General features: G+C 55.6%; 18 protein-coding genes. 4 read left to right on the forward strand and 14 right to left on the reverse strand.

The window, feature by feature from the left end:
* Nucleotides 1-106: 106 nt before the first annotated feature.
* Nucleotides 107-994 carry a LysR family transcriptional regulator gene (locus IB243_RS14235; protein WP_192427841.1) on the reverse strand — a complete coding sequence of 296 codons (888 nt, stop codon included), beginning with the start codon at nt 992-994 and terminating at the stop codon, nt 107-109.
* A 103-nt stretch (nt 995-1097) separates the two neighbouring features.
* Here IB243_RS14235 and argC point away from each other — a divergent pair, with 103 nt between their 5' ends.
* From argC to IB243_RS14250, 3 genes are all read left to right on the forward strand, one after another.
* Nucleotides 1098-2048 (forward strand): N-acetyl-gamma-glutamyl-phosphate reductase, encoded by a 951-nt coding sequence (gene argC, locus IB243_RS14240; RefSeq protein ID WP_192427843.1) that lies wholly within the window; start codon nt 1098-1100, stop codon nt 2046-2048.
* Nucleotides 2049-2256: 208 nt separating this feature from the next.
* A complete protein-coding gene (locus IB243_RS14245) occupies nt 2257-4260 on the forward strand; it encodes a tetratricopeptide repeat protein (RefSeq protein WP_192427845.1) in 2004 nt (667 codons plus the stop codon).
* A 68-nt stretch (nt 4261-4328) separates the two neighbouring features.
* A complete protein-coding gene (locus IB243_RS14250; protein WP_192427847.1) occupies nt 4329-6134 on the forward strand; it encodes a glycosyltransferase in 1806 nt (601 codons plus the stop codon).
* A 48-nt stretch (nt 6135-6182) separates the two neighbouring features.
* Here the strand turns inward: IB243_RS14250 and IB243_RS14255 are convergent, their stop codons facing one another.
* Nucleotides 6183-6539 carry a DUF2304 domain-containing protein gene (locus IB243_RS14255; protein WP_010462199.1) on the reverse strand — a complete coding sequence of 119 codons (357 nt, stop codon included), beginning with the start codon at nt 6537-6539 and terminating at the stop codon, nt 6183-6185.
* Nucleotides 6540-6962: 423 nt separating this feature from the next.
* Here IB243_RS14255 and IB243_RS14260 point away from each other — a divergent pair, with 423 nt between their 5' ends.
* Entirely contained in the window at nt 6963-7556 is a 594-nt protein-coding gene (locus IB243_RS14260; protein ID WP_050812500.1) for a bifunctional 2-polyprenyl-6-hydroxyphenol methylase/3-demethylubiquinol 3-O-methyltransferase UbiG, read from the forward strand.
* Nucleotides 7557-7784: 228 nt separating this feature from the next.
* Here IB243_RS14260 and IB243_RS14265 read toward each other — a convergent pair whose 3' ends face one another.
* The 12 genes from IB243_RS14265 to gmd form a co-directional block, all read right to left on the reverse strand.
* Nucleotides 7785-9962, reverse strand: coding sequence for a hypothetical protein (locus tag IB243_RS14265; RefSeq protein ID WP_192427849.1), 2178 nt, complete (start codon nt 9960-9962; stop codon nt 7785-7787).
* A gap of 84 nt (nt 9963-10046) precedes the next feature.
* The gene (locus IB243_RS14270) at nt 10047-10433 is read right to left on the reverse strand and encodes a GtrA family protein (protein WP_159103190.1); all 387 of its coding nucleotides are present in this window, start codon (nt 10431-10433) and stop codon (nt 10047-10049) included.
* Nucleotides 10434-10497: 64 nt separating this feature from the next.
* Entirely contained in the window at nt 10498-11202 is a 705-nt protein-coding gene (locus IB243_RS14275; RefSeq protein ID WP_057229005.1) for a class I SAM-dependent methyltransferase, read from the reverse strand.
* A gap of 341 nt (nt 11203-11543) precedes the next feature.
* A complete protein-coding gene (locus tag IB243_RS14280; RefSeq protein ID WP_192427851.1) occupies nt 11544-12533 on the reverse strand; it encodes a glycosyltransferase in 990 nt (329 codons plus the stop codon).
* A 101-nt stretch (nt 12534-12634) separates the two neighbouring features.
* Nucleotides 12635-13282 carry a NeuD/PglB/VioB family sugar acetyltransferase gene (locus tag IB243_RS14285; protein WP_370540341.1) on the reverse strand — a complete coding sequence of 216 codons (648 nt, stop codon included), beginning with the start codon at nt 13280-13282 and terminating at the stop codon, nt 12635-12637.
* A complete protein-coding gene (locus tag IB243_RS27445; protein ID WP_370540342.1) occupies nt 13279-14934 on the reverse strand; it encodes a glycosyltransferase in 1656 nt (551 codons plus the stop codon). The genes IB243_RS14285 and IB243_RS27445 overlap by 4 nt, the downstream gene beginning before the upstream one ends.
* Nucleotides 14925-17153, reverse strand: coding sequence for a hypothetical protein (locus tag IB243_RS14295; RefSeq protein WP_225584953.1), 2229 nt, complete (start codon nt 17151-17153; stop codon nt 14925-14927). Before IB243_RS14295 ends, IB243_RS27445 begins: the two co-directional genes overlap by 10 nt.
* 68 nt (nt 17154-17221) lie before the next feature.
* Nucleotides 17222-17971 (reverse strand): ABC transporter ATP-binding protein, encoded by a 750-nt coding sequence (locus IB243_RS14300; RefSeq protein WP_057272313.1) that lies wholly within the window; start codon nt 17969-17971, stop codon nt 17222-17224.
* Nucleotides 17968-18750, reverse strand: coding sequence for an ABC transporter permease (locus IB243_RS14305; protein ID WP_029413917.1), 783 nt, complete (start codon nt 18748-18750; stop codon nt 17968-17970). The genes IB243_RS14300 and IB243_RS14305 overlap by 4 nt, the downstream gene beginning before the upstream one ends.
* A gap of 4 nt (nt 18751-18754) precedes the next feature.
* Nucleotides 18755-20272, reverse strand: a complete 1518-nt coding sequence (locus tag IB243_RS14310) for a hypothetical protein (RefSeq protein ID WP_192427855.1) — start codon at nt 20270-20272, stop codon at nt 18755-18757.
* A complete protein-coding gene (locus tag IB243_RS14315; RefSeq protein ID WP_192427857.1) occupies nt 20269-21366 on the reverse strand; it encodes a DegT/DnrJ/EryC1/StrS aminotransferase family protein in 1098 nt (365 codons plus the stop codon). Before IB243_RS14315 ends, IB243_RS14310 begins: the two co-directional genes overlap by 4 nt.
* A gap of 10 nt (nt 21367-21376) precedes the next feature.
* A complete protein-coding gene (gene gmd, locus IB243_RS14320; RefSeq protein WP_010462223.1) occupies nt 21377-22468 on the reverse strand; it encodes a GDP-mannose 4,6-dehydratase in 1092 nt (363 codons plus the stop codon).
* Between the last annotated feature and the right edge of the window lie 13 nt (nt 22469-22481).

Below are 22481 nucleotides of genomic sequence, written 5' to 3' on the forward strand. Positions count from 1 at the left end.
GCGCTTTACGGGCAAGCGCCAAAGTACATTTTATTGTTATTTTTGCTGATCTCCTGTCTTGTGCAGCGTTGCGTGCAAGACAGCGGACACAGGCTGCAGCCCCGCCCTACACCTGCTTTTGCTGCCACAGCACATCCAGCACATGCTGGGTGGCCCGCTCCACAGGGCCTGCGCGGTGCGCGATACCCAGAGGCCGCCACAGCCGGGGCTGCAGCGGCAGCATGCGGATGCGGGGGTCCAGTGGCGCGGCGGTGGAAGCCTCTTGGGGCAGCAGCGTTGCACCATAGCCTGCCGCCACCAGGCTCTTGATCGCGTCGTTGTAGTTCAGCTGGATGCGCGCCTTGGGGTGCTCGCCGGCCAGCGCAAACCACTCGCTGGTCAGCCTTGACAGGCTGGTGCCGTCATCGTTGAGGATCAGCGGCTGGCCCGCCAGCCAGCGGGGCGTGGCCCTTGCGGGCAAAGGCCATGAGGACGGCACAAACGCCATGACCGGGTCGCGCCGCCACGGCAGCACCGCCACGCCAGGCGTTGCCGCTTGCGGCAGGGCCACCAGGCCCACATCCAGTGCCCCATTGGCCAGCCGCGACATGGTTTCCTGCGAGGTGAGCACCGCCACCTGCACGTCAATGCCGGGGTGGTGCTTACCCAATGCCTCCAGGGCCAGGGGCAACAGATGGGCAATGGCACCCGTGGAGGCGCCCAGACGCACACGCCCCGCCAACCCCTGCACCTGGCGCTGCACGAGGTCCATCGCTTCGTCGGCATCTGCCAGCAGGCGCCGGGCGCGTTCAACCAGCAACTCGCCTACGCCGGATGGCCGCACCTCGCCCCGCTTGCGCACCAGCAATGGCGCACCGATGTGGGCCTCCAGGTCCGCAATGTGCAGGCTCACCGTGGGCGGCGCCAGGTGCAGCGTGCGGGCGGCTTCGGCGAAGGAGCCCAGGTCGGCGATGGTGACAAGGGTGCGCAGCCGGTCGAGATTGAGTTCGCGCATGACGTTCAGTAAACCTGATGCTGATGTTTGTGAAATTCAACTTTTCAAAGTTTAGACCGGGACCGAAGATTCCACACCCCCTCCATTTCAGGAACCTGCCTCCATGACCACCCAACCCCTTGTCTTCATCGATGGCGACCAAGGCACCACCGGCCTGCAGATCCACGAGCGCCTGCGCGGCCGCACGGATCTGCAACTGCTGACCCTGCCCGACCACGAACGCAAGAACACCGCCCGCCGCACCGAGGCCATCAACAGCTGCGATATCGCCATCCTGTGCCTGCCCGATGCCCCAGCCCGCGAGGCCGCGGCCGCCATCGTCAACCCCGCCGTGCGCGTGATCGACGCCAGCTCGGCGCACCGCACGGACCCGCAGTGGGTGTATGGCTTTCCGGAGATGGGCGCAGAACAGGCCGCACGCATTGCGGGCGCCAGGCGGGTCAGCAACCCAGGCTGCTACCCCACGGGCGCCATCGCCCTGCTGCGGCCCCTCGTGCAGGCGGGCCTGGTGCCCGCCGACCATCCCATCACCATCCATGCGGTGTCGGGATATTCGGGTGGCGGACGGGCCCGCGTGGACGAACATGAAGGCCCGAACGCGGCCAACGCCCCAGCCTTCCAGCTCTACGGCCTGGGACTGGAACACAAACACACCCCGGAAATCGCCTTGCATGCCGGGCTGTCGCAGCGCCCGTTCTTTCTTCCAGCCTATGGTTCGTTCCGCCAGGGGATTGCGCTCACCATTCCGCTCCTGCTGCGCCAGCTACCCGCAGGCACCACCGGAGAGCGTTTGCACGCTTGCCTGGTCCAGCACTTTCTGGGTGCAGCCCATGTCGAGGTCCTGGGCCTCGCGCAAGCACGGGACACCCAGCATCTGGACCCGCAGGCCCTCAACGGCACCAACCAGATGCAGCTGGGCGTTTTCAGCAACGCCCGCCATGGCCAGGTGCTGCTGACTGCCGTATTCGACAACCTGGGCAAGGGGGCGTCGGGGGCGGCTGTTCAGAACCTGGATCTGATGATCGGCCGCGGTCATCAAACCGCCCGGTTGTAGCCTCCTGCCACACAGGGGGCACAGCAAGACGAGTACACCCAAAGCGGCCCGCGCAGGAGTTTCCCGCAGCGCGGGTACCCCCACCAAGTCATTGTTTTTGCGGACTTTTTCACAGACTGTGACGTTTTTTGGTCTGCTACACTGCCTTCGCGCTAGAGCCTCCCCAACCGGGGACGGCTCTCCCCCACATTCCCCCCGACGCCCTTCCATGGCTCAATCCGGCAAAGCACCCTACTTTTTCGCCCTGATTTTGTTGTTGGCCGTGTTGGGCGTGTATGTGCCTGGATTGAGCAATGAGCTGCTGTTTGACGACATACGGCTCACGGAAGGCACGATCTTTGGCAACTACGGCAGCCTGCTGGAGTTCAAGCAGCGCATGGTCTCGTATGGCAGCTTCGTCTGGGTAGACCAGATCGCAGGCGCCGGCTGGTGGAAGCAGCGCATCGTCAATATCGCCTTGCACCTGGGCGTGGTGGCTGCGATGTATGCGTTCTTCAAAGCGCTGATGGCCAGCACGCGTTTCCCACAGGACATCGAGGAACAGGCGCACTTCGCGTCGTCGCAAAGGGCGGCATTGCAGGTTGGGGTGGCGCTGTTTGCACTCCACCCCATGGCGGTGTATGCCATCGGCTATCTGGTGCAACGGTCCATCCTCATGGCGACCCTGTTCGCCGTGCTGGCATGCTGGGCCTTTGTGCGTGGGCTGCAAACCAAGCGAGTGGCCTGGTACGCAGGCGCGCTGCTGAGCTACCTGCTGGCCGTGCTGTCCAAGGAGCATGCGGTGATGACCGCCGCAGCAGCAGTTCCCCTGTATGTCTACGTGTGCCGTCCGGGCGGCAAGCGCACCGCCACCGTGGTAATTGGTGCCTTGCTGCTGCTTGCGCTGGCGGTGGGATCCCTGCTTCACTTCCGCGGCGACCTGGTGGGGCGGCTTTTTGACGCCCAATCCATCGCGTTCGCAGAGCAGCTTGAAGCCATGCGTCCCGGCATCACCGGTCAGATCTATCCGCTGAGCATTCTGAACCAGGCTGCGCTCTTCTTCGCCTACGGATTGCTGTGGGTGCTGCCCTATGTCGGGTGGATGTCGATCGACCTGCGCCCGGCTTTCCCTTTGGGCTTGGCATCCCCCTGGCAACTTGTAGGCGCCTTGGGATACGTCGCACTGTTGTCAGGTTGTATTTGGCTGGTTTTGCGACGCACCGGCGCGCTGGGCCTGGCCGCGCTGTGCCTGCTGCTGCCAATGCTGTGGTTTGCCACGGAGTTCGCCACCGTCTGGATCCAAGACCCCTTTGTTCTGTACCGCAGCTACCTCTGGGCCGTCGCGCTGCCAGGCCTGCTGGCAATTGCACTCACGGGCTTCAAGCCCCGCACGATCTACGTGGCCGGAGTGATCTTGGGCCTGGTGTTCGGTGCGCTGGCCCTGGAGCGCAACCTGTCGCTGCGGGATGAAAGCACGGCCTGGACCGACGCGGCCGAGAAAATCGATCTCAAGGCCCCTGCCAACGCCGTGGGCCGCAGCCGACCCTTCATGAACCTGGGCGCCTACCACTTGCGCAGAGGGTTCCCCGACCAGGCTGAACGCGCGTTTGCAACCGCAGCCGCTTTTGGCGACCGGGGCGAACTGGGCCGCAGCACACGCCTCAATGTCGGAGTCGTCCTGCAGCAGCAAAAAAAGCACGCCGAAGCCTTGAAGGCCTTTGCCGCCGCCGAGGCCCTGGGTTACTCAGACTTGCCCTTGTACTACCACCGCGGCGAGTCCCAGTTTGCGCTCAACCAGTTCGCGCCCGCCTTTGAGAGCTTCACGATCGCGCTGCAAAAAGTCGCCAAAGACAAGAACAACCAGAGCACCGAACCCACCATTCGCCTGCGGCGGGCCGAAGCGGCCCTTGCGGTTCAGCAGTTTGACGAAGCCGCCACCGAATTCCGAACGCTGCTCAAGACCGATGCCCACAACCCGCGTTTCGTCCAAGGCCTGGCCATGGCCTTGCTGGGCAAAGGCGATGGTAAGCAGGCCACCGCGCTGCTGGAGGCGCTGGTAGCGCAAAAACCGAGCGCTGCGGCGTACTACGCCCGCGCGATGGTCTACCACAGCACGGGGCGCATTCCAGAGGCACAAAAGGATTTGGACCAGGCCATCCAGCTGGACCCACGCAATCCCCAATACCGGCAAGTGCGCGAAAAAATCGCGGGCATGCCTGCAGCTAAACGCTAGCACTTCGCAGGCACATGGCGCTCAGGGTCTTGCACGTCGGCAAATTCTTTCCTCCGTACCACGGAGGCATGGAAGTTTTTCTGGCCGATCTGATTCATGAACAGCGGCGCCAGGGCCTGGATGCCCACGCATTGGTACACGGCGATCCCCTGCCTGATGACCCCCCATGGTTGCAGCGAGTGCCAGTGCAGTTCAGCGTGGTCTACGCGCCCATCGCACTCGGATTTCGGAAAGCATTGGGTCGGGCCATTCAGCGCATCCAGCCTGATGTGCTGCACCTGCACATGCCCAACAACTCCGTTTTCTGGGCGCTCACCCTGCCGCAGGCGCGCGACATTCCGTGGGTGGTGCACTGGCATTCCGACGTGGTGGTGTCACGCATCCGCACGGCAGTTGCCATCGCCTACCGCCTTTACAGGCCCTTCGAACAAGCGGTACTCAGCCAGGCGGCGCGGGTCATTGCTACATCTGCGCCGTATCTGGAAGCCAGCGAACCACTTCGAAAATGGCGGGACAAATGCGATGTAGTTCCCCTGGGCCTGGACTGCGCCACCCCTGCACCCTCCGGCGAGATAAAACCGTTAAAGGCCTGGGCAGCCGAAGGTGGCGGCGCGCTGCGCCTGTTGTCGATCGGGCGCCTCACCTATTACAAAGGTTTTGAAACCCTGGTCCGCGCTGTGGCGGGCCAGCCGGGGCTGGAGTTGTTGATCGTGGGGGAAGGCGACTCTCGTCAGGAACTGGAGGCCCTCATTGCCACCCACACCCGATCCGGCGAACAGCCCAATGTGCGCCTTCTGGGGGACGTGGGTGACGACGAGAAACATGCGCTGCTCAGAAGTTGCGACGTCTTCTGCCTGGCTTCGCGCGAGCGGACCGAGGCCTTCGGCATGGTGTTGCTGGAAGCCATGCACCACGCCCGGCCTTGCATCGTGAGCGACTTGCCTGGATCGGGCATGCCCTGGGTCGTTTCGCAGGCAGGTGCTGGCTTGCGTGTTTCCCTGGAGAGCGATATCTCGGGCTGGCGGGCGGCCTTCAAGCACATGCAAGACCAGCCCGGACAACGTGCCGAATTTGGTGCCGCTGGACAGCGCTCCCTGCACAGGCACTTCTCCATCGCGGCCAGCGCCCAAGCGCTTGCGACCCGGTACACACTGGTGGCCCCAGAGGCGGCAAGGCCGGCTCGGGGCAAAGACCTTCTGGTGGTGATCCCCGCACGCAACGAAGCCAGCACCATTGGCAGCGTGCTGCAGCATTTGCATGCCGCAGGCTGGCACGATGTACTGGTCATCAATGACCAGAGCACGGACGATACGTCCGCCATTGCCAGCGCGGCGGGTGCCTGCGTGTTGAATCCTGTGCTCCCCATGGGTGCATGGGGGGGCATGCAGGCGGGCATTCGCTATGCGCTGCTGCACGGCTACCAAGCCGTCATCACTATGGACGCCGATGGGCAGCATGAGGTCAACGAGATTCCTGTTTTGCTGCGGGCGCGGGAGCAGGCCGATCTGGTCATAGGAGCTTACCCAGAGCGCGCCAGCCGTACACGGCAACTGGCCTGGAACTGGTTTCGCCACCTGGCCGGTTTTGACTTGCGCGACCTTACCTCGGGATTCAGGCTCTACAACGCCGATGCCATGCAGGTCCTGGCATCGCGTGAAGCCACCTTGCTGGACTACCAGGACCTGGGTGCGCTGCTGATGGTGCGCCGCGCCGGGCTGCGTATTGCCGAGGTGCCCGTTTCCATGAATCTGCGCGCAGTCGGCAAGTCGCGGATTTTCAACTCATGGTTCAGTGTGGCCAAGTACATGGCAGCCACCACGCTGCTGTGCCTGGCACAGTGGCAAGTGCGTCGAGCACGCCGCGCTAGTCCCTGAGTCTCAGAAGTATTCCCCAAGCCACGCACCGACAAATGCGCGTGAAAGCTAGCCGAGACGATTTTCTCGCAAAGCAGTGTTATCGGCTTCCAAAATGGCTAGCCGCTGGTTGAGGCGCCGCACATCCCTTTCCACTCGGGTATTGACAATGTCGGTGTGCAGCGTTTTCACGAGAACGATCACCACCGCCACCAGCAAAAGCAGAGCTGGCGGATAACTGATACCTACAACCACAGCGAGACGGTCAATCAACCCTGGCCAAACTCCCAGAACTGCTGCAGCCCCCGCCACAAGAATCCAGAATAGACCGTGCAAAAGATAAAGGTGATCGCGCCGCACTAGCAGCAAAATGACGGCGGCAAGGCCGATGCCCAGCAAGGTGGTCGTGATTTGAAGTGGCGCCATGTTGGGGTATTTACAGAAAACCAATTACACACAGGCGCCCTCGCGCCAATCCCCTCGCCTCGCGCCATGGAACTGGAGCACTGACGGGCCTGAGATGAGGATGATTCTAACGTTGCACATGCGCAGGCTCGGACCGCGTCCGTGCTACAGCGAATACATAGCAGACAAGCTTCTATTTGAATAAATCGGTCGTGTAGCACCACTCATCCCGAGTGTTTGTGTGCGTTGCCCGACTTTAGGTGTTTGAATTCCACGCGGCTGTCTTGCACCGATTGGGAATGATGCCCAGGTATAGTTCCATGCGACGGTCTGCTGTTGATCCAGCATGCGGGCTAGGATCAATGACAACGTAGTGCAAAACTATATGAAGGTCTGTGAATGTCAGAAGTGAGATCTGGTCTGCGACATCTGCTGGCCACGCCCGTGCTCTATAACATTTTTCAGAATATTGTCGGCGCGAACGCCTGGCGACGGGAGGCGGTGGGCCGCGCGTTGGCGACTGTCACAAAAGATGCCAAGCATCGTGTGCGCGTGCTCGACATTGGATGCGGCACCGGGGATGTTCTGTCCTACCTTCCGGCGAATGTCGACTACGTGGGCTTTGACCGGAACGCCGCCTATATTGCCAGCGCGCAGGAGCGATTTCGGGAGCGCAGCGCACGATTTGTGTGCGATGAGCTGACGGTTGACTATGACTCACAGGAATCGGAATTCGAAATCATTCTTGCACTCGGTCTGCTCCATCATCTGGACGACTCAACGGCCGAGAGCCTTTTTCGCACGGCCAAGCAACGATTGAGGCCCAGCGGTTTTCTGCTGACGCTGGATCCCCTATACGCACTTGGGCAATCGAAAATCGCGCGCTACATCATCTCGAAGGATCGTGGCACCCACACTCGAACCGAAATGGAATACTGCGAATTGGCGCGGCGTGTCTTCAATCATGTGACGTGCGACGTAGACCAAGACCCTCTGCGCATTCCATATACCGGGGTCGTGATGAGATGCGCCATATAAGGCGATGGTTGACGCTGCTCACAAACCGGGCATCGCGAGGGTAACTATCGAGGTTTCAGCGCAATAGGATGACGACATCAGCACGCGACGCACGATGTGCACCAGGCTCACCTGCGGAGCGAGCTTGCGTACCTTGGCCACTCAATGCGCAGCACAACTTGCGCATCGTCCGGTATTTTGCAATTGACCGTGCCCGACGTGGGTAGGCTGACGCACCATCCACCATCGTTATAGAACTCCGCATCCGCCCGCGCCCACAGAGGTCTCTGCCGCGAGGGGCGCCACCACCACACGGTCCAACTTAATTGACACGCCGTAGTAATCTGTTGCTACGTCGGACTCAAAAACCATCACGTTCGAACCCTGCTTGAGCACACCTGCGGGAACTATGGCTCTACCTTCTAAACCCTGCTGGGTCATTGGCAACTGGACACCGTTGACCGACAGAACGAGGCTCTTCAGTACCGACTCTCTAGCTATCGCAGCCAGTCGAAAACGAAGCAGATAACTATCATCCTTGGGCAACAGTTCGAAGTACAAGCTACCCCGCTCATCGGTCTTCCAGGCGGCCGACGTCTTGCGCAACCCGGACACTTCCCACTCCGCTTCACGCCACCCACTCCCACGTATCGGAAGATCTAGGCTCCATACATCCCCAAAGTCCCAGCGATAGCAGTCACGCACACGGTGAGCCGACTGCCATAACAGCCCTGTGAGCGGCCACCGTACCTCGTACAGGCCGGTTGGATTCGCAGGATCCTGCCTGCTGCCAGACGCATACGGTAGGTTTGAAATTCCGCTGGAATCCAGAACCATTTCCTGGCCTACATCTAGGGTTACGGTGGTAGACACAGGCCACCGGACCACCCTGCGCGGTTCGCTGGATACGGGAAGACCAGGACCACTGGCCAGGGGCGCAGCCTCGAAAACCCATTGTCCATCGGCAACATAACAGTGCCCAGTGCGACCTAATCCATCTCGCCGCATCCATTCGCCGGCGGGCTGACGACAGATCTCCAGAGGTCCCGTCGGATGTCCAATGACGTACGACAGGGCATAGCCCAAATTCTCAGGAAGGAACATCCATGTGTGACCCAGACTGTTGCTATGGTCTCGGACTACGACGGGGGGAGCGCCTTCGCGCCGGCCATATTGGCTGGCGACCTCTCCCAGCAGCCTGCGTTGGATATCTGATAGGTCCTGGTAATGACTGAACTGATGCAGCTGGAAGGTCAGACCAAGAAAGACTGCTGGAAACGACATCAACAACATCACCTTCCGACTGTGGGCGACCACGAAGGCCAGCACGCCCACCCAGAGGAGTGCCGCACCGGGGCTGGCAGCCAAAAAAGTGCGCTGGTTGATCGACAGGTGAGGCAATGAAAGCAAATAGGGAAAATAGCCTGCCAGTGCCATGGCACCACCCATCAGCATCAGTCTGAAGGCTTGCACAGATCGAAGCCCTCCAACGGGGTGGCTGGCCGGCAAGCACATGCCCACTGCCGCAGCCAGGAGCAACAGCGTACATACAGCCAGATAGATCTGGTTGGACATTGGCTGGTCCATCGCCAGCCGGAATGCCTCGACCCAGCCCCCCCAAACCGCATGCAGCGCGCCAACAGTGAAGAGCTTCGGCCAAGTCACGGCAAGCAGTCCTAGAACACTGCCGCCTCCCACCAAGTTGCCCTGATAGCTGCTGCCGCTACTGACGCTAGCGATATACACGCCATATAGACCGAGACCGATGCTAAAGAGGAGCCATACCCAGGATTTGCGCCGGGCGATGGTCAAAACGCCAACAGCGCCCCGCTGAACGAAGAAGTAGCCGGGTACCAAGAGAAGCAGAGCCAAGGCTGCTTCGTACATTGCAATGCCGCCAACAGTCGATATGGCAGCGACCACAGCCAGCGCACCTTGGACGAACCTACCTACCTCTCGTTCCAGGGCCTCAATAAGCGCACACGCTCCCAACATTGCCAAAGTGATGGCCCAGACAATGTGCAGGCTCCTCAACGACACATGCATCGTGTCCGCCGGGTAAAGGATGCACAACAGTACCGCCGCCGCCCCCAGCGTCCTAGATTGCGACAGGCGCCATACCAGCCAGCCCCCCATCGCCCCCTTGAGCAAAAGAGCGAGTATTAACAACATGTGCCATGGAACGAAAGAATGCGAGCTCAGTTGATTCGCCAAACCGGGAATCAGAAAGGTAAGGGGTCGCATCGCCAGGCTGGGCAGAAGGCCCTCCCTGCCAGATAGGTAGAAGTGGCCGTGCTTGGCGTAGAGGCCCAACAATCCCCACTCTTCGATCAAGCCTCCCATTTCGAAACCGAAGGGTAGCCAAATAGCCGTGACAACCAGCCCCGCCAACAGGAAACAAGCGGCAACATAGGAAAACCTGGACATCTAGCAACCTTCTGTCAGCAAACAACTAAAGCCATATTCACAGGCTCCGCAGAATGAGTGTTGTGCAGGCGTTCCAGCACTCGCTCACGACTTGGTGAATACCCACCTGTCCATCACCACGTAAGTCGCAACCGGAACCATGAGAATGGTTATCCCGATTCCAACCCATAGGGGCCAACCCAATAGGTCGCACACCAGCCAGGGGATGGCCGCAGCCAGCACGAACCCCAGAAAATGCGTCGCAACAAAGCGGACGAACTGCGGCCACAACGCACCCTGAGCTTGAAATGTCAGGCCTCGATGCCCCAAAAAGGCGATGGGCACCGCAGTGGCATAGCCCAAGCCACCAGCGACAGCGGCATTCACTCCCCACACATCTACATACAGCCGCGTCGCTGCAGCGTAGACCAGGGCATTTGCAATCCCGACCAAGGTGAAGCGCGAAAACCTGTGCAGCAATGCCGGACTCACGGCCACCCTCCCAATCGCAGCCCATCCGCATGACTGGTCCAACGGTTTGCGCTTGAATACATGGTCAACTTCCTGGCCACTCAGCAAATAGCGCGTATTGCGCGCCCAATGGCAGCCACCGCATCTGAGGCTCTACGGCGTTTAACTTCTTCAACGCAGCGGGGAAAAAGATGATGTTCCAGAGGCTAGCGATCTGATAGCCCTGCTCCCTCAAGATCGACTTTATTTCTCGAGGCCTAACCAGCGTCACACCGGCATCGAACGGGCAATCCCGCACCACTCTACGCGTCACCGGATTGAAAGGATTGTGCTCGAATACTGCCAATAGGCCGCCAGGCTTCAAGCAGCGAGCGATTTCCCTGAGCGTCGAAGCGCGATCAAACGGTTCGATATGGTGAAGGACATTGGACACAACCACCATGTCGAAACTCGCAGCCTCGAAAGGCAAGGTTGTTCCATCGTATAAGGCCAACTGGCACCTGGGGACTTGGCGTCCACTGGACACCTCCAGACTGCGTTGTGAGACATCCACCCCTTGCAAAGCAGCGTCGGGGAATAGGTCACGTAAAAAAGGAAGGTTGGTACCAGTTCCGCAGCCGAAATCCAGAATGGACGCAGGTGCGGTGTGCGGACGCTCGTTCTGATATGCACTCAGAGCGGCAAACTTACGCTCTGCATAGTAAACGCTGTCGCCACCGCCAATCGCAAGTGCCCGATCAAGCGTCTGCCGATAACTGTCAGCGTGCGCGTCAAACTCGGGTGCTGACATGCTGAACCATTTCAGAAAAATGTTGAAAGAATTGCTTTCGCATGATGCGCGTCACCAAACCTGTGTCCATACCATGGGCCTTGCAGTACCTACAACAAGGAAATTCCCCTCAGCACCTCCGTCGGCTTCGATCTTCCGGGACCTGTGCGAGGTTCGGCGCGTCCAACTCCGAGTCGGAGTGCCAGCGCTTCGGCAAAAATGTTTCCTCACCTGCCGCAGCGTGTCGGTGGTGACGAGGCCACGAGCCTTCCGGATGCCGCCAACCTGCGTGACCTCAAAGAGGACTAGCAATTGGGCGCTCGGCCCGATATAGAGGCGCCTGAAAGTTTGCCTCAGGAGGCTCAAGCGGCAAGCTCTCTGAGATAAGACGCGATTACCACATCATCGCTTCTGTCGATGACGAAAAAAGTGGGCTTTCCTTGAGCCCGAAGTACCAGAATAGAAAGGTACTCCAGAGCAGCGCTGATCAGAAAAAGGATCATCCCACTGAACACCATATTGGAGATGATCAAAGAGCTCCACCCACGCGCCATGAAAGCGCCAGGATGGAAAAACTCCCTGACTGCCACATACGCGGCAAACGTAAACCCAAAAAACATAGCTGCCAATCCCAGGTAACCTCCGATACGAAGGGCCTTGACGCGGCTGGACATAATAAGTCGCCGGGCGTGAGACATCAGCTTTCTCAGCGAGTAGCCACTTTTTTTGCCTTCGATAAAGCGCCGGTCTTTAATGGGCAGGATTGAGGTGCCCACACGGCGGGAGTACCAAGAAAGCGCAATGTCAAAGTAGGTTTCATGGCCACACACTCGACTGGCGGAGCGGGCGATCGAACCGCGCATTACGCGAAAACTGCTGAAAGTTGAGACGCTCATGTCGCCTGCTAAAACACCTGTGACCCGCTTCATGAAACGCGAGCCGAGATCACGGATGGCACTTTCATGCACCCCTTCCAGGGCATGGGCATAGACAATATCGAGCTGATCAGCGACAGCAACCTTCAGCATCGCAGGAATGTACTCAGGTGGATGCTGCAGGTCCTCATCCAGAGTAACCACCCAATCACCGCAAGTATGCAAAATCCCCGCGATGGTGGCTGGATGTTGGCCAAAATTCCGCGACAGATGAAGCACCCGCATCCATGCACGGCCCTCAGACAGGGTGCTCAGCACAACAGCAGATTCATCAACGGAGTCGTCGTTAACGAAGACCACCTCTTCCAAATGTAATGGTGCACGGTCCGATATCCAGGCTTCACGGAGCTGTGCAATCGATGCAACCAGTTCCGCCAGATAGTCAGCACCCGAATAGACGGGCACCACCAGCGACACCAGTACTTTGTTGTTAGGATTCGCGCTTACGCTCACTCCGCTCCCCCTTGGTATGCAGACTAGGCATCGACAGGCACTAGCCGTATTTATAGTGTGATCTATCAGATCGTCCGCAACACAGACACTCGACGCACGGGCACGCCGACATACACACCAGTCTGGTCAATGGAGCGATGCACGACCCCGCCACCTCCAATCGTGACATCGTCCACTATAGTCAGTCCATCTAGAACAGTGGCGCCAGCCCCCACCATGACCAAGCGGCCAATCCGACTGCGCCCAGCAATCACGGCCTTCACCGATACATGAGAGAAGTCGCCAACGACCGCTTCATGTTCAACCACCGCCCCTGTATTGACAATGCACCCTGCTCCGACGCGCGCCATGGGGCCTATATGAGCGTGATGGCCGACAAAACACCCCGGCTCCAACGAAGAGCCGACACCTATCGACGCTGATGGGGAAACAAGGGTCGCCAGGGGCCACCCGGCCCGAAGCGTCCATTCGACCTGTTCACGCCGACGTGCGTTAGAACCTGCGGCAGGGAACACGGTCCATCCGGATGGCAAGGTTTCGGGAAAAATGGTTTGCGTGGGAAAACCCAATAAAGTCTCGCCCGGCGCTGCATTCGCGTCCACAAAAAGAAAGTCCTGGATCCCAACGGCAACTGCTACGTCCATCACCGAGCGAGCATGCCCTCCAAAACCTAGCACGCACAGCCCAGTCGGTACCACCGGCGAATGACTCACGATATACCCTCGGCTGCGCCACGCTGCGACACCATGCGGTCCAGGATATCAAGGTGCTCATTCACCACGTCTTGCCAAGTGCGTTGCACCAACTGTTCATAGGTCGGCAATTGCACCGCTAACAACTTCTCTCGATTCGCGACACCCCATTGAATTCGCTCTGCCATGTCTTTCCAGTCGTAGGGGTCAAAGAACGTAAGTTCTTGCAAGACTGGATCAGTCAACACCTCTTGGCTTACAGGAATTTTCGCCATAACTACCGGTGTGCCAACCGACAAGGCCTCGGTGAAGGTGAAAGGACACCCTCCCTCGCTCAAACTGGGATTCACCGCCAATGTTGCAAGCTTGTAGCATGCAGCAAGCTCATCAACGCTTAGCTTGGGCAAACAAAGAACTTCCTCCTCCAATCGATGCTGGACAATAAAATCCTGTATCTCCGGCATGTGGCGCGGATTACCCGTCAATATCAACTTGAGTGACACGTGGCGGCTTCGCAATAAATACTCATATGCCCTCAAGAGGCTTAAGATATTTTTATTGGGCCTAAACTGACTTGCATAGAATAAAAACTGAATATCTCCATTTTTTATACCTGCAAGGTAGTCAATGTTCTCACCTTTCAAAAAAGCTTGAGATAAAATACTGCGGCAATAATTTTTTGACGCCTTCTCTGGATCAGGAAAACCAGTAACAGTTACCGATTGATCCAATTTATTCGGTGCGTGGTATATTACAGATACCTTATCTTCATCAACCCCATACCTATCAACCAATGTCCCCCATTTTATGGCACCACTATAGGCCACTAGATTATCAGAATCAGCAATCGCTTTTTCGACATTTTCAAAAACCTGCAAAGTGTAATCACCGTTCACAGATGAAAATCCTACCGGGAAGTCCGTCAAAACCACGTCTGGAACACACATAAGGCGAGGTGCCTTGATCTGATTAAAGGCGGGCCAGAATGCAGCCGGGCAGTACCAAGCGCTCACTCCACGCAGGCGCTCAATCACTCTTTGCATGCGCTGGGTTTCGGTTTGCTCCATATCGGCAAACAGGCGCTGCACAAATCCTATACCCTGAGGCTGATCAAGCAGTGCTTTCAAACGGTTCTTTTTCGCTGCGACCTTGGGAGTCACTCGCCGAACACTGCCTCGAAATATCGCGGTCCATCGATTGACAAGGACTATCGGCACCCAAATTGGTGCAAGCAGCAAGAACAACCCTGCCATGGGCAACGCCTCAATGCAAAACAGAAACAGCGTGGACACACTGTTCACCTGCACCGCTCGACGCCCTATGCGGGTCTGCGCCTGCGTCACCCCGGCTGCTATTGCACGGCCTATATGCTTGAGCCTGCCGGAGCTGCGGTCCCGCTGTTGATATGCCTTCCATGCTTCGTAGGCGTACAACACGTAAGGCTTGCCTCTAGGCCCCACCACACGGAACCGATCTTTGGGAACGCCTTCGCTGTCAAACAACTCCTCCAGCGAATCATGCGACCAACTCGGACACACAATGGTAAAGCGTACATCACTTCGGCCTTCCGAGCCCTTCAAGAACGCTGCCAGATAGCGGCCCAACCCCTCCGCACGCAAGTCTACGGTTGGCGGATACGCCACATAGATCCCGTATTCCTTTATCACAGGCACGCACGCACCTCTTTCCAATAAAAGGGGGCAAGGGCTTCCACGCTTTGCACCGACAGCTGTTGGATTGTAGGCAAACGGGCTCGCCGGGCCATCGCCTCATGCTCCATCTGTTTGAGTTGCATGGCCATATCTCTTGGCGACGCAGGATCCATCCAAGACAAACCAAGCGAAAACTGGGCATCCATTTCACGCATCGCCGGGTAGTCACTGGAAAGCGATGGAACTCCAAGGCAAGCTGCTTCCACTACGCTGAAAGTTCCATTATCTATACGGCCTGCGTGCCACAGAAACAATGCACCCCGCAAAAGTTCTCGATATGCCAAGTCAGGCAATTCCCCACACCACCGAACGCGTTTATCCAGGATCTCGGAACGATCAAATACTTCAGCCATCGCTTGAATATGGGAGCCCTCTCCAGATCGCAGACCTTGCGTATTGACTCCCGTTACGCGGCAATTCAAGTGCCCACCCAATTCCCCATAATAAATTTCCAATGCACGCGCTGCATTGACGTGATTCTTATGGGCCGCAGCATTGGTGGTCCACAAAAAATAATCTTCACTAGGCCGTGGGCTTGCCACCTGCTCGACTTTCATCACCGGAAACTCTGGAGCCAGCATCGGGACCTTGCGTACCTTTCCAGGCTCAAGACCGGCGTATTGAATCGCATCGCGCCAAGTGAAATCTGTGGTGACCAGCACGCGGTCTGCGGCCCGGGCGGCCATCAGAAACGCGTGGTCTGTCCCCTTGGAAATCACCGGCTCATACCTTTGAAGATAATCAAACACCATAAGCACACTGCTTTTCAGCGGCAGCAATGGACACGAAAGACGGTCACTTACCACAAGCCATAAATCACAATCTTGCAATTGTTGAATACCATCGTTCGGCACGATGTATTGGTTGGCGGTGGGTTCCCACTTTGAAAAACCAGCATACCGCATAGCGCGGAGAGCCTGGCTGGCTGTCAAGGTCTTCCACGAATATGGTCTACGTAATACGCCCTCTGGCAACTCGTCAAAATCAGCATCTGAATAAGTTGCAGATTCATCCAAATGCAAAAAAACCACATCAACAGGTTCTCCGGCCTGCCGACTGCCAAGATATAGAGCTTTCGCCAAAAGCAATGCGCCACGCAAGCTTCCACCACGGTATCCCACCGGCAGTATCACCGCCACACGTTTTCGCGAGATTGCTATTGGTCGCGACTGCATTTTTTCGCGCGATGCCTCGAGATCGGCAGCAATGCGCTGAAAGCCTTCACGCCATAACTGCACCATATTCTGTGGGTCCATGGCACTCAGCAGCACCCTCTGAGTAGAACAAATTTCTTCGATGAACTTCCAATCATCGCCCAAAATTCGCTCAATTTTCGCACGAGCCTCACGTATCGTAGAGCAACGTCCGGGCAATTTATCCCCACCGAGCCGATCCAACATGCCACCAGACATAAACACAAGCGGCATTCCGATGCGTACAGCCTCGAAAGGATGATAATGAATATGATGTGATTCACGACTTTGATAAAACATCACCCGCGCTTGCACCATATTTCGATGATGCTCCGACCCACTCACAAAGCCCAGGACATGGGGATCAGCAATCGCGACGGGCTGAGCTCCCGAGACCATGTACGGGAAATCCCCAAAATCTTTGCAAAAAGATTCATATGTTTTTTTGTAATAATCATTGAATGCAATATCAGGGCAAACAAATAGTATTTTCTTACACTCGCCTTTCCACGCATTCTCAAAGCCGATATCCAACATACCCAACGGCAAGTAGCAGCGCCGATCACGAAGATGACTCGGCTCCTGATCGGCAAGGTGTGAATAAGCCTCACCAAAATAGAACCGCCTTCCCAAGCGCTTTAGCACACGCTCTCCCCCATAGTAAGCAATTATCTTACCGTAGGTCATAGGTTGCTGAGTTCCAAAAACCCTCCAAACAACAGCACCGTAAAAATGCTTAGATACAGATTGAAAAATATCCAGCGAATAGAATATTATAAAAACAACATCGAAGTACTTGTTCGCCAAACGCCAGGAATTTTCGTCTCCGCCCGCATACCAATCCGTTTTATTTAGAATTTCCAAATCATCTTTTGGTATTTTCAAAAGATGATCTTCAGAATAATCAACGCTTGCACTTCTAAATCTTGGATCATCAGGGTAAGACTTAGGCAAGAAGATCTGCTCCACACCAATGCGCTTGAGCATCGATATCTCAAATTTTCGTGCCGACGTATGGTTCAACAACCACATCACACGCAAAGGGGATCGCGAACTCATAGTATTTTATTTATCTTCTTGTATTCACTAATGGCATCATCCACTGCGCCATCAAACACCACTTCTCCACGATGAAAAACAACCCCCCGCTGGCATAGACTCTTCAAAGCAGAAAAGTCATGAGAAGCCAAAACAAGAATCTCTGCCCGCTCAATCAATTGGGCTATGCGCAGCCGGGCCTTAACCATAAAATTGGCATCCCCCGCCCCAATCACTTCATCAAGCAGTAGAATATCACCCCCCACCGCTGTTGATATGGCAAATGCTAGCCTAACCTGCATTCCCGCAGAATAGGTTTTAATAGGATAATCAATAAATTCACGCAAATCGGCAAATTCGACAATCTCCGCCTGCTTTTCGCGCATGAATTTTGGCGTCAACCCCAAAAGAAGGCCGCGATAGAGAATATTTTCTCGGCCAGTTGCATCCGGTTCAAACCCTAAACTCAAGTCGAATAGCGAACGGACTTGGCCACGTACTTCAACCTTGCCACTTGATACAGGATACAAGCCTGCCACAGTTTTGAGAAAAGTACTCTTCCCAGCACCATTATGTCCGAGGAGACCCACCCGCTCCCCTCCTGTGATCTCAAGATTAATATTCTTAAGTGCATGAACATCTTTGACTTCATCTGCATTGCGCTTGCCAAAGGGCCTTGCAACAAGAGACTTCAAGGAACGCTCTTTGAATGCAACCGATGCATAGTGAAGATTTACTGTCTGGAGGCTAATGTGGGGTTGGCTCATAGATAGAAGATCACCTTACTCTCAGCCTTACGGCCTACCAACCACGCGAAAAATGCAAAAATCAGCGCTAGGGCTAGAGAATAGGCATAATTTTCGACTGTGGGCCACGCCCCATTCAAGAGCGGTGCCCTGACCAGTTGAAGAACATGGTAAATGGGATTGAAATCAACCAAGAAGTCCATACCTCCTTGCTTGAACATTTTTGCCTCAAAGTAAACCGGTGACACAAACCACAAAGCCTGCATCAGCAGTCCCATGGCATGTGGCACGTCACGGAAACGCACTCCCACATACGCCAAGGTTGTTGCCAGTGGCCAAGCGATTATTCCGAGAATCGGGAAAATGGTGAATACTGCCAGCCAGCTCCAGCCAAAGTTCTGTGGGAGCACCACAAGAGACCATCCAAACAATGCAAGGCTCGCCAGCATCAACACGGCCAGACTTCCCAAGACGGTTCGGAGGGTATAGATGGCCAGTGGGTGTTTGCACTGTTTGATATACGCATCTGCTTGGACGAAAGACAGGGCACCGCCAGTAACGTTGGCAACCACAAACTCCCACACAATCAAGCCAGAGAGAATATAAGGGGCGTAGGTTGTGATGTCCGATTTAAACATCTGACTGAACACCACCGCCAACAATGCGGTCATACCCAGTGGTTGAATAATAGACCACAAGGCTCCAAAAAAGGAACGCCGCCAACGCGAACGCAGGTCAGCAAGGGCGAGGTGGATCCAAAAATAGCGGGATTGCCATATCCCCTTCCAATATCGATTCATCAAGCTAGTCCAGTGGTTTGACCGTTGCACCTATCCATCGGATACCGAGCCCCTTATTGCAGCTGTCCAGCCCTAGTACTGACGCATCCAGATGCATTACCTCCACATCTCCTATCAACAAAATAGCCGTTGAAGAGGTAACGGAGAGCTGGCAATCTCCTTTTATTGGAAGCCCGAACACAGCTGCAACTTCTGACAACTGTTTCCACGTTTCTCCATGATGGCGCCATACAGACAATACCCCCTCCTTACCCGAACTCTGAACGAGTAATGCAGCCATATGGGTATCCCCCCCTTTACCCGTATACCCAAGCACAGCAGAGACATGCGACTCCTGTCCTGCTTCCAGCGCATAGGTAAAGCTCTCCGTCGATTGATTGCCTGTAGCGTGCTTCAGAGCCAAACACAGGCCGGCAGATGCTCGCTTGCTACCATCATTTAACGTTTCTGGCGAACCAAGGACCAACTGGTACGAGGACCATGCAATCCTCCCTTCCACTGCAGCGCGTGCAGCCTGGAGCCTGTTCTGGGTTATATCCCCCTGCATGTGGATAGGTTGCCATCTTTTTTCTACAGGCTTCGGGAGCCGCTCTTGAACTCCGTCTCCAGCCATGCTTTTCTCCAGAAATTTCTGAAGATTATTCAGCGGCACCCCATGATGTGCTTCGTCAGGGACATCCAACAATCTCACTTCATTCACAGCCCCAAAAGACCCTAGGCAAAAATAATCAATTGCCTGCCACTTTTTTCTATCCAATATCCACAATGCGCTCAAAGAATCGCGGCGTAAGTCTCGCCCCACTTTCTGACTCTCGCCTACAACAACGTAATCTCTAGTCGCAGCCAGTCCGCGTGTATAAACCGGCGAACCAGACTCCCACAGAGGTTCTTTTGAATCAATATCTATCAAGCCACCTATTTCTGAGTGGCAACTTAATCGTTGGCCTTCAGAAGTAATCCAAATATTGTGAAGCCCCGTTCTTTCACCCAAAGGAATTATCGACAACACTTCCAGGTCAGGATACGAAAAAACGGCGAGCTTCGAACCCTTACTGTGGCCATGGGCCACAACGAACAATTTTCCAGAATGAAGAAAAACGGAATTCAGATGATCTCCAGTAATCCTATCCAGTGCTAATCGATCCCATCTGGCGCTGCTGACTCCTGCCTCCTGAAAAACCTTGGGTCGATTCAAATCGATTATTGAAATGACATTTCTACCCGTGTTCGTAGATATGACACGTCCATCGGGTGCGCAAAATATCTGGTGAGGCTGAGATAAAAATTTCCCACTATTTTTAGCGCCTTTTGACAGCCAACCTTGCTCAGATTGAGCATAAGATGAAATGTCAACAAGCTCAGAATTATTCACCCCGGAGTGGGAGAGGACCAATTCATCCTCTCCCGCAAACCAGGATATTCCATAATATTCGGTACGATGACTCTCGAGAGGCAGCACCTTTCTAGACTGGAGATCCACAAGCAATAAATAGCCTGTAGTTGCGACCAAGGCGTACTTCATTGCACCATAGCCCCAAAAAAGGACTGAATGTACTGAGCAATCCGCTGGATTTCACCTTGCGTCAGTGCGGGATAACTTGGCAAATTGACCCCACGTGCGCCTAAATATTCAGCGACAGGAAATACCCCCTTTGTCAGACAATGGGGCATGGTGTGCGCAGGATAGAACACGGGCCGGGTCTCAACGCCGTGCTCCCGCAGGTGCTGGCGCAGCCCATCTCGATGGCTGGCATTGTTCACAAGAATGGAGCACATCCAGAAAGAGTGTGTAGTGCCGGGCTCTTCTCGATGCACGTCCAGCGGCAGTCCTTGCAGCGCTTCTGCGTACCAAAGTGCGATTTGGCGCTTTTTTTCAAGAATGACGTCTGCTTGCTCCAGCTGCGCCAAGCCAATGGCGGCGCAGATGTTGGTCATTCGGTAGTTATAGGCAACGATGTCATGCCAGTACTCCCTGCTTGGCGATACACCCTGATTCTTCAAGTGAAATGCCTTCGCCAATACAGCAGCATCCTTCGCAACCACCATTCCTCCTTCGCCAGTAGTAATGGTTTTATTGCCAAAGAAGCTGAAAGTGGCGATGTCACCAAAGGAGCCCACATGACGTCCCTTGTAATAGCTTCCGAAGGCTTCGGCACAGTCTTCGACTAGGAATAGATTGTTTTCTTCGCAAATTTGAAGAATGGGATCCATATCACAGGATTGCCCATACAAGTGAACCGCCATCACCGCTTTAGTGTGCGGTGTAATTTTTCGCCGGATATCTTCGGGGTCAACCTGCCAGGTGGCTTGTAGTGAATCCACAAACACGGGTGTCGCACCCGTCTGGATGATGGTGTTGACCGAAGCAATGTAGGTGAAGGTTGGCACAATCACTTCGTCACCTGGACCAATTCCCAACGCGGCCAAGGCCAGATGAATGGCCACAGTGCCATTGCAAACACTGGTTGCCCCCCCTGGCGCGCCCACATATTTTGCAAAGGCCGACTCAAATCTGCCGATGAACTCTCCTTTGGACGAAATCCAAGTGGAATCCAGGCATTGATTGACGTATTCTTTTTCGCGACCGTTGAAGTAGGGTTGATATACAGGAATCATGCCTGGCCGATCATTCGTGATGGTTGAAGTATTTGAAACCATTCTGTTTGACCAACTCGTCGCGTTGCGCCTCCTTGAGGTCTTCCCGCATCATTTCAGACACCAGCTCTGAAAAAGTGGTGATTGGCACCCACCCAAGCTTTTGCTTTGCCTTGCTAGGATCCCCAAGCAGGGTTTCGACCTCTGAGGGGCGGAAATACCTGGGATCAACCGCCACAATACACTTACCGGTTGCCGAGTCGTAGCCTTTTTCCTCGACACCCTTGCCCTGCCATTGGATATGAATGTCGATTTCTTTCGCTGCGAGATCCACAAATTCACGCACTGAGTGCTGTTCTCCGGTTGCGATCACGAAATCTTCTGCTGTTTCCTGCTGCAGCATAAGCCATTGCATTTCGACATAGTCACGTGCATGGCCCCAATCGCGCAGGGCATTCATGTTTCCAAGGTACAGGCACTCCTGCAATCCCAGCTTGATTCTCGCAAGTGCGCGGGTGATCTTGCGGGTCACGAAAGTCTCGCCTCGCAATGGAGATTCGTGGTTGAACAAAATACCATTGCACGCATACATTCCATACGCTTCGCGGTAGTTCACTGTGATCCAGTAGGCGTACATCTTTGCCACTGCATACGGAGACCGTGGGTAAAACGGGGTGGTTTCCTTTTGAGGCACTTCCTGCACTAGGCCATAGAGCTCAGAGGTAGATGCTTGGTAAAAACGGGACTTTTTCTCCAAGCCTGCAATACGTACGGCTTCCAACAGGCGCAACGTTCCCAATGCATCAGAATTGGCGGTGTACTCAGGCTCTTCGAACGAAACTGCCACATGGCTTTGGGCTGCAAGGTTGTAGATTTCGTCCGGCTGAACCTGCTGAACAATGCGAATAAGGCTGGACGAATCTGTCAAATCCCCATAATGGAGTGTCAAATCCAGCCCTTCGCTATGTGGGTCGTGATACAAATGGTCAATGCGATCTGTATTAAATAGCGAAGCCCGCCGACGAATGCCGTGAACTGAATACCCCTTACTAAGCAGCAATTCGGCCAAATATGCTCCATCCTGCCCGGTAATGCCTGTTATAAGCGCTATCTTTTTCTTCAATTCACTCTCCTGG

The sequence above is a fragment of the Acidovorax sp. ACV01 genome (assembly GCF_014851495.1).
Lineage (GTDB): Bacteria > Pseudomonadota > Gammaproteobacteria > Burkholderiales > Burkholderiaceae_C > Acidovorax > Acidovorax radicis.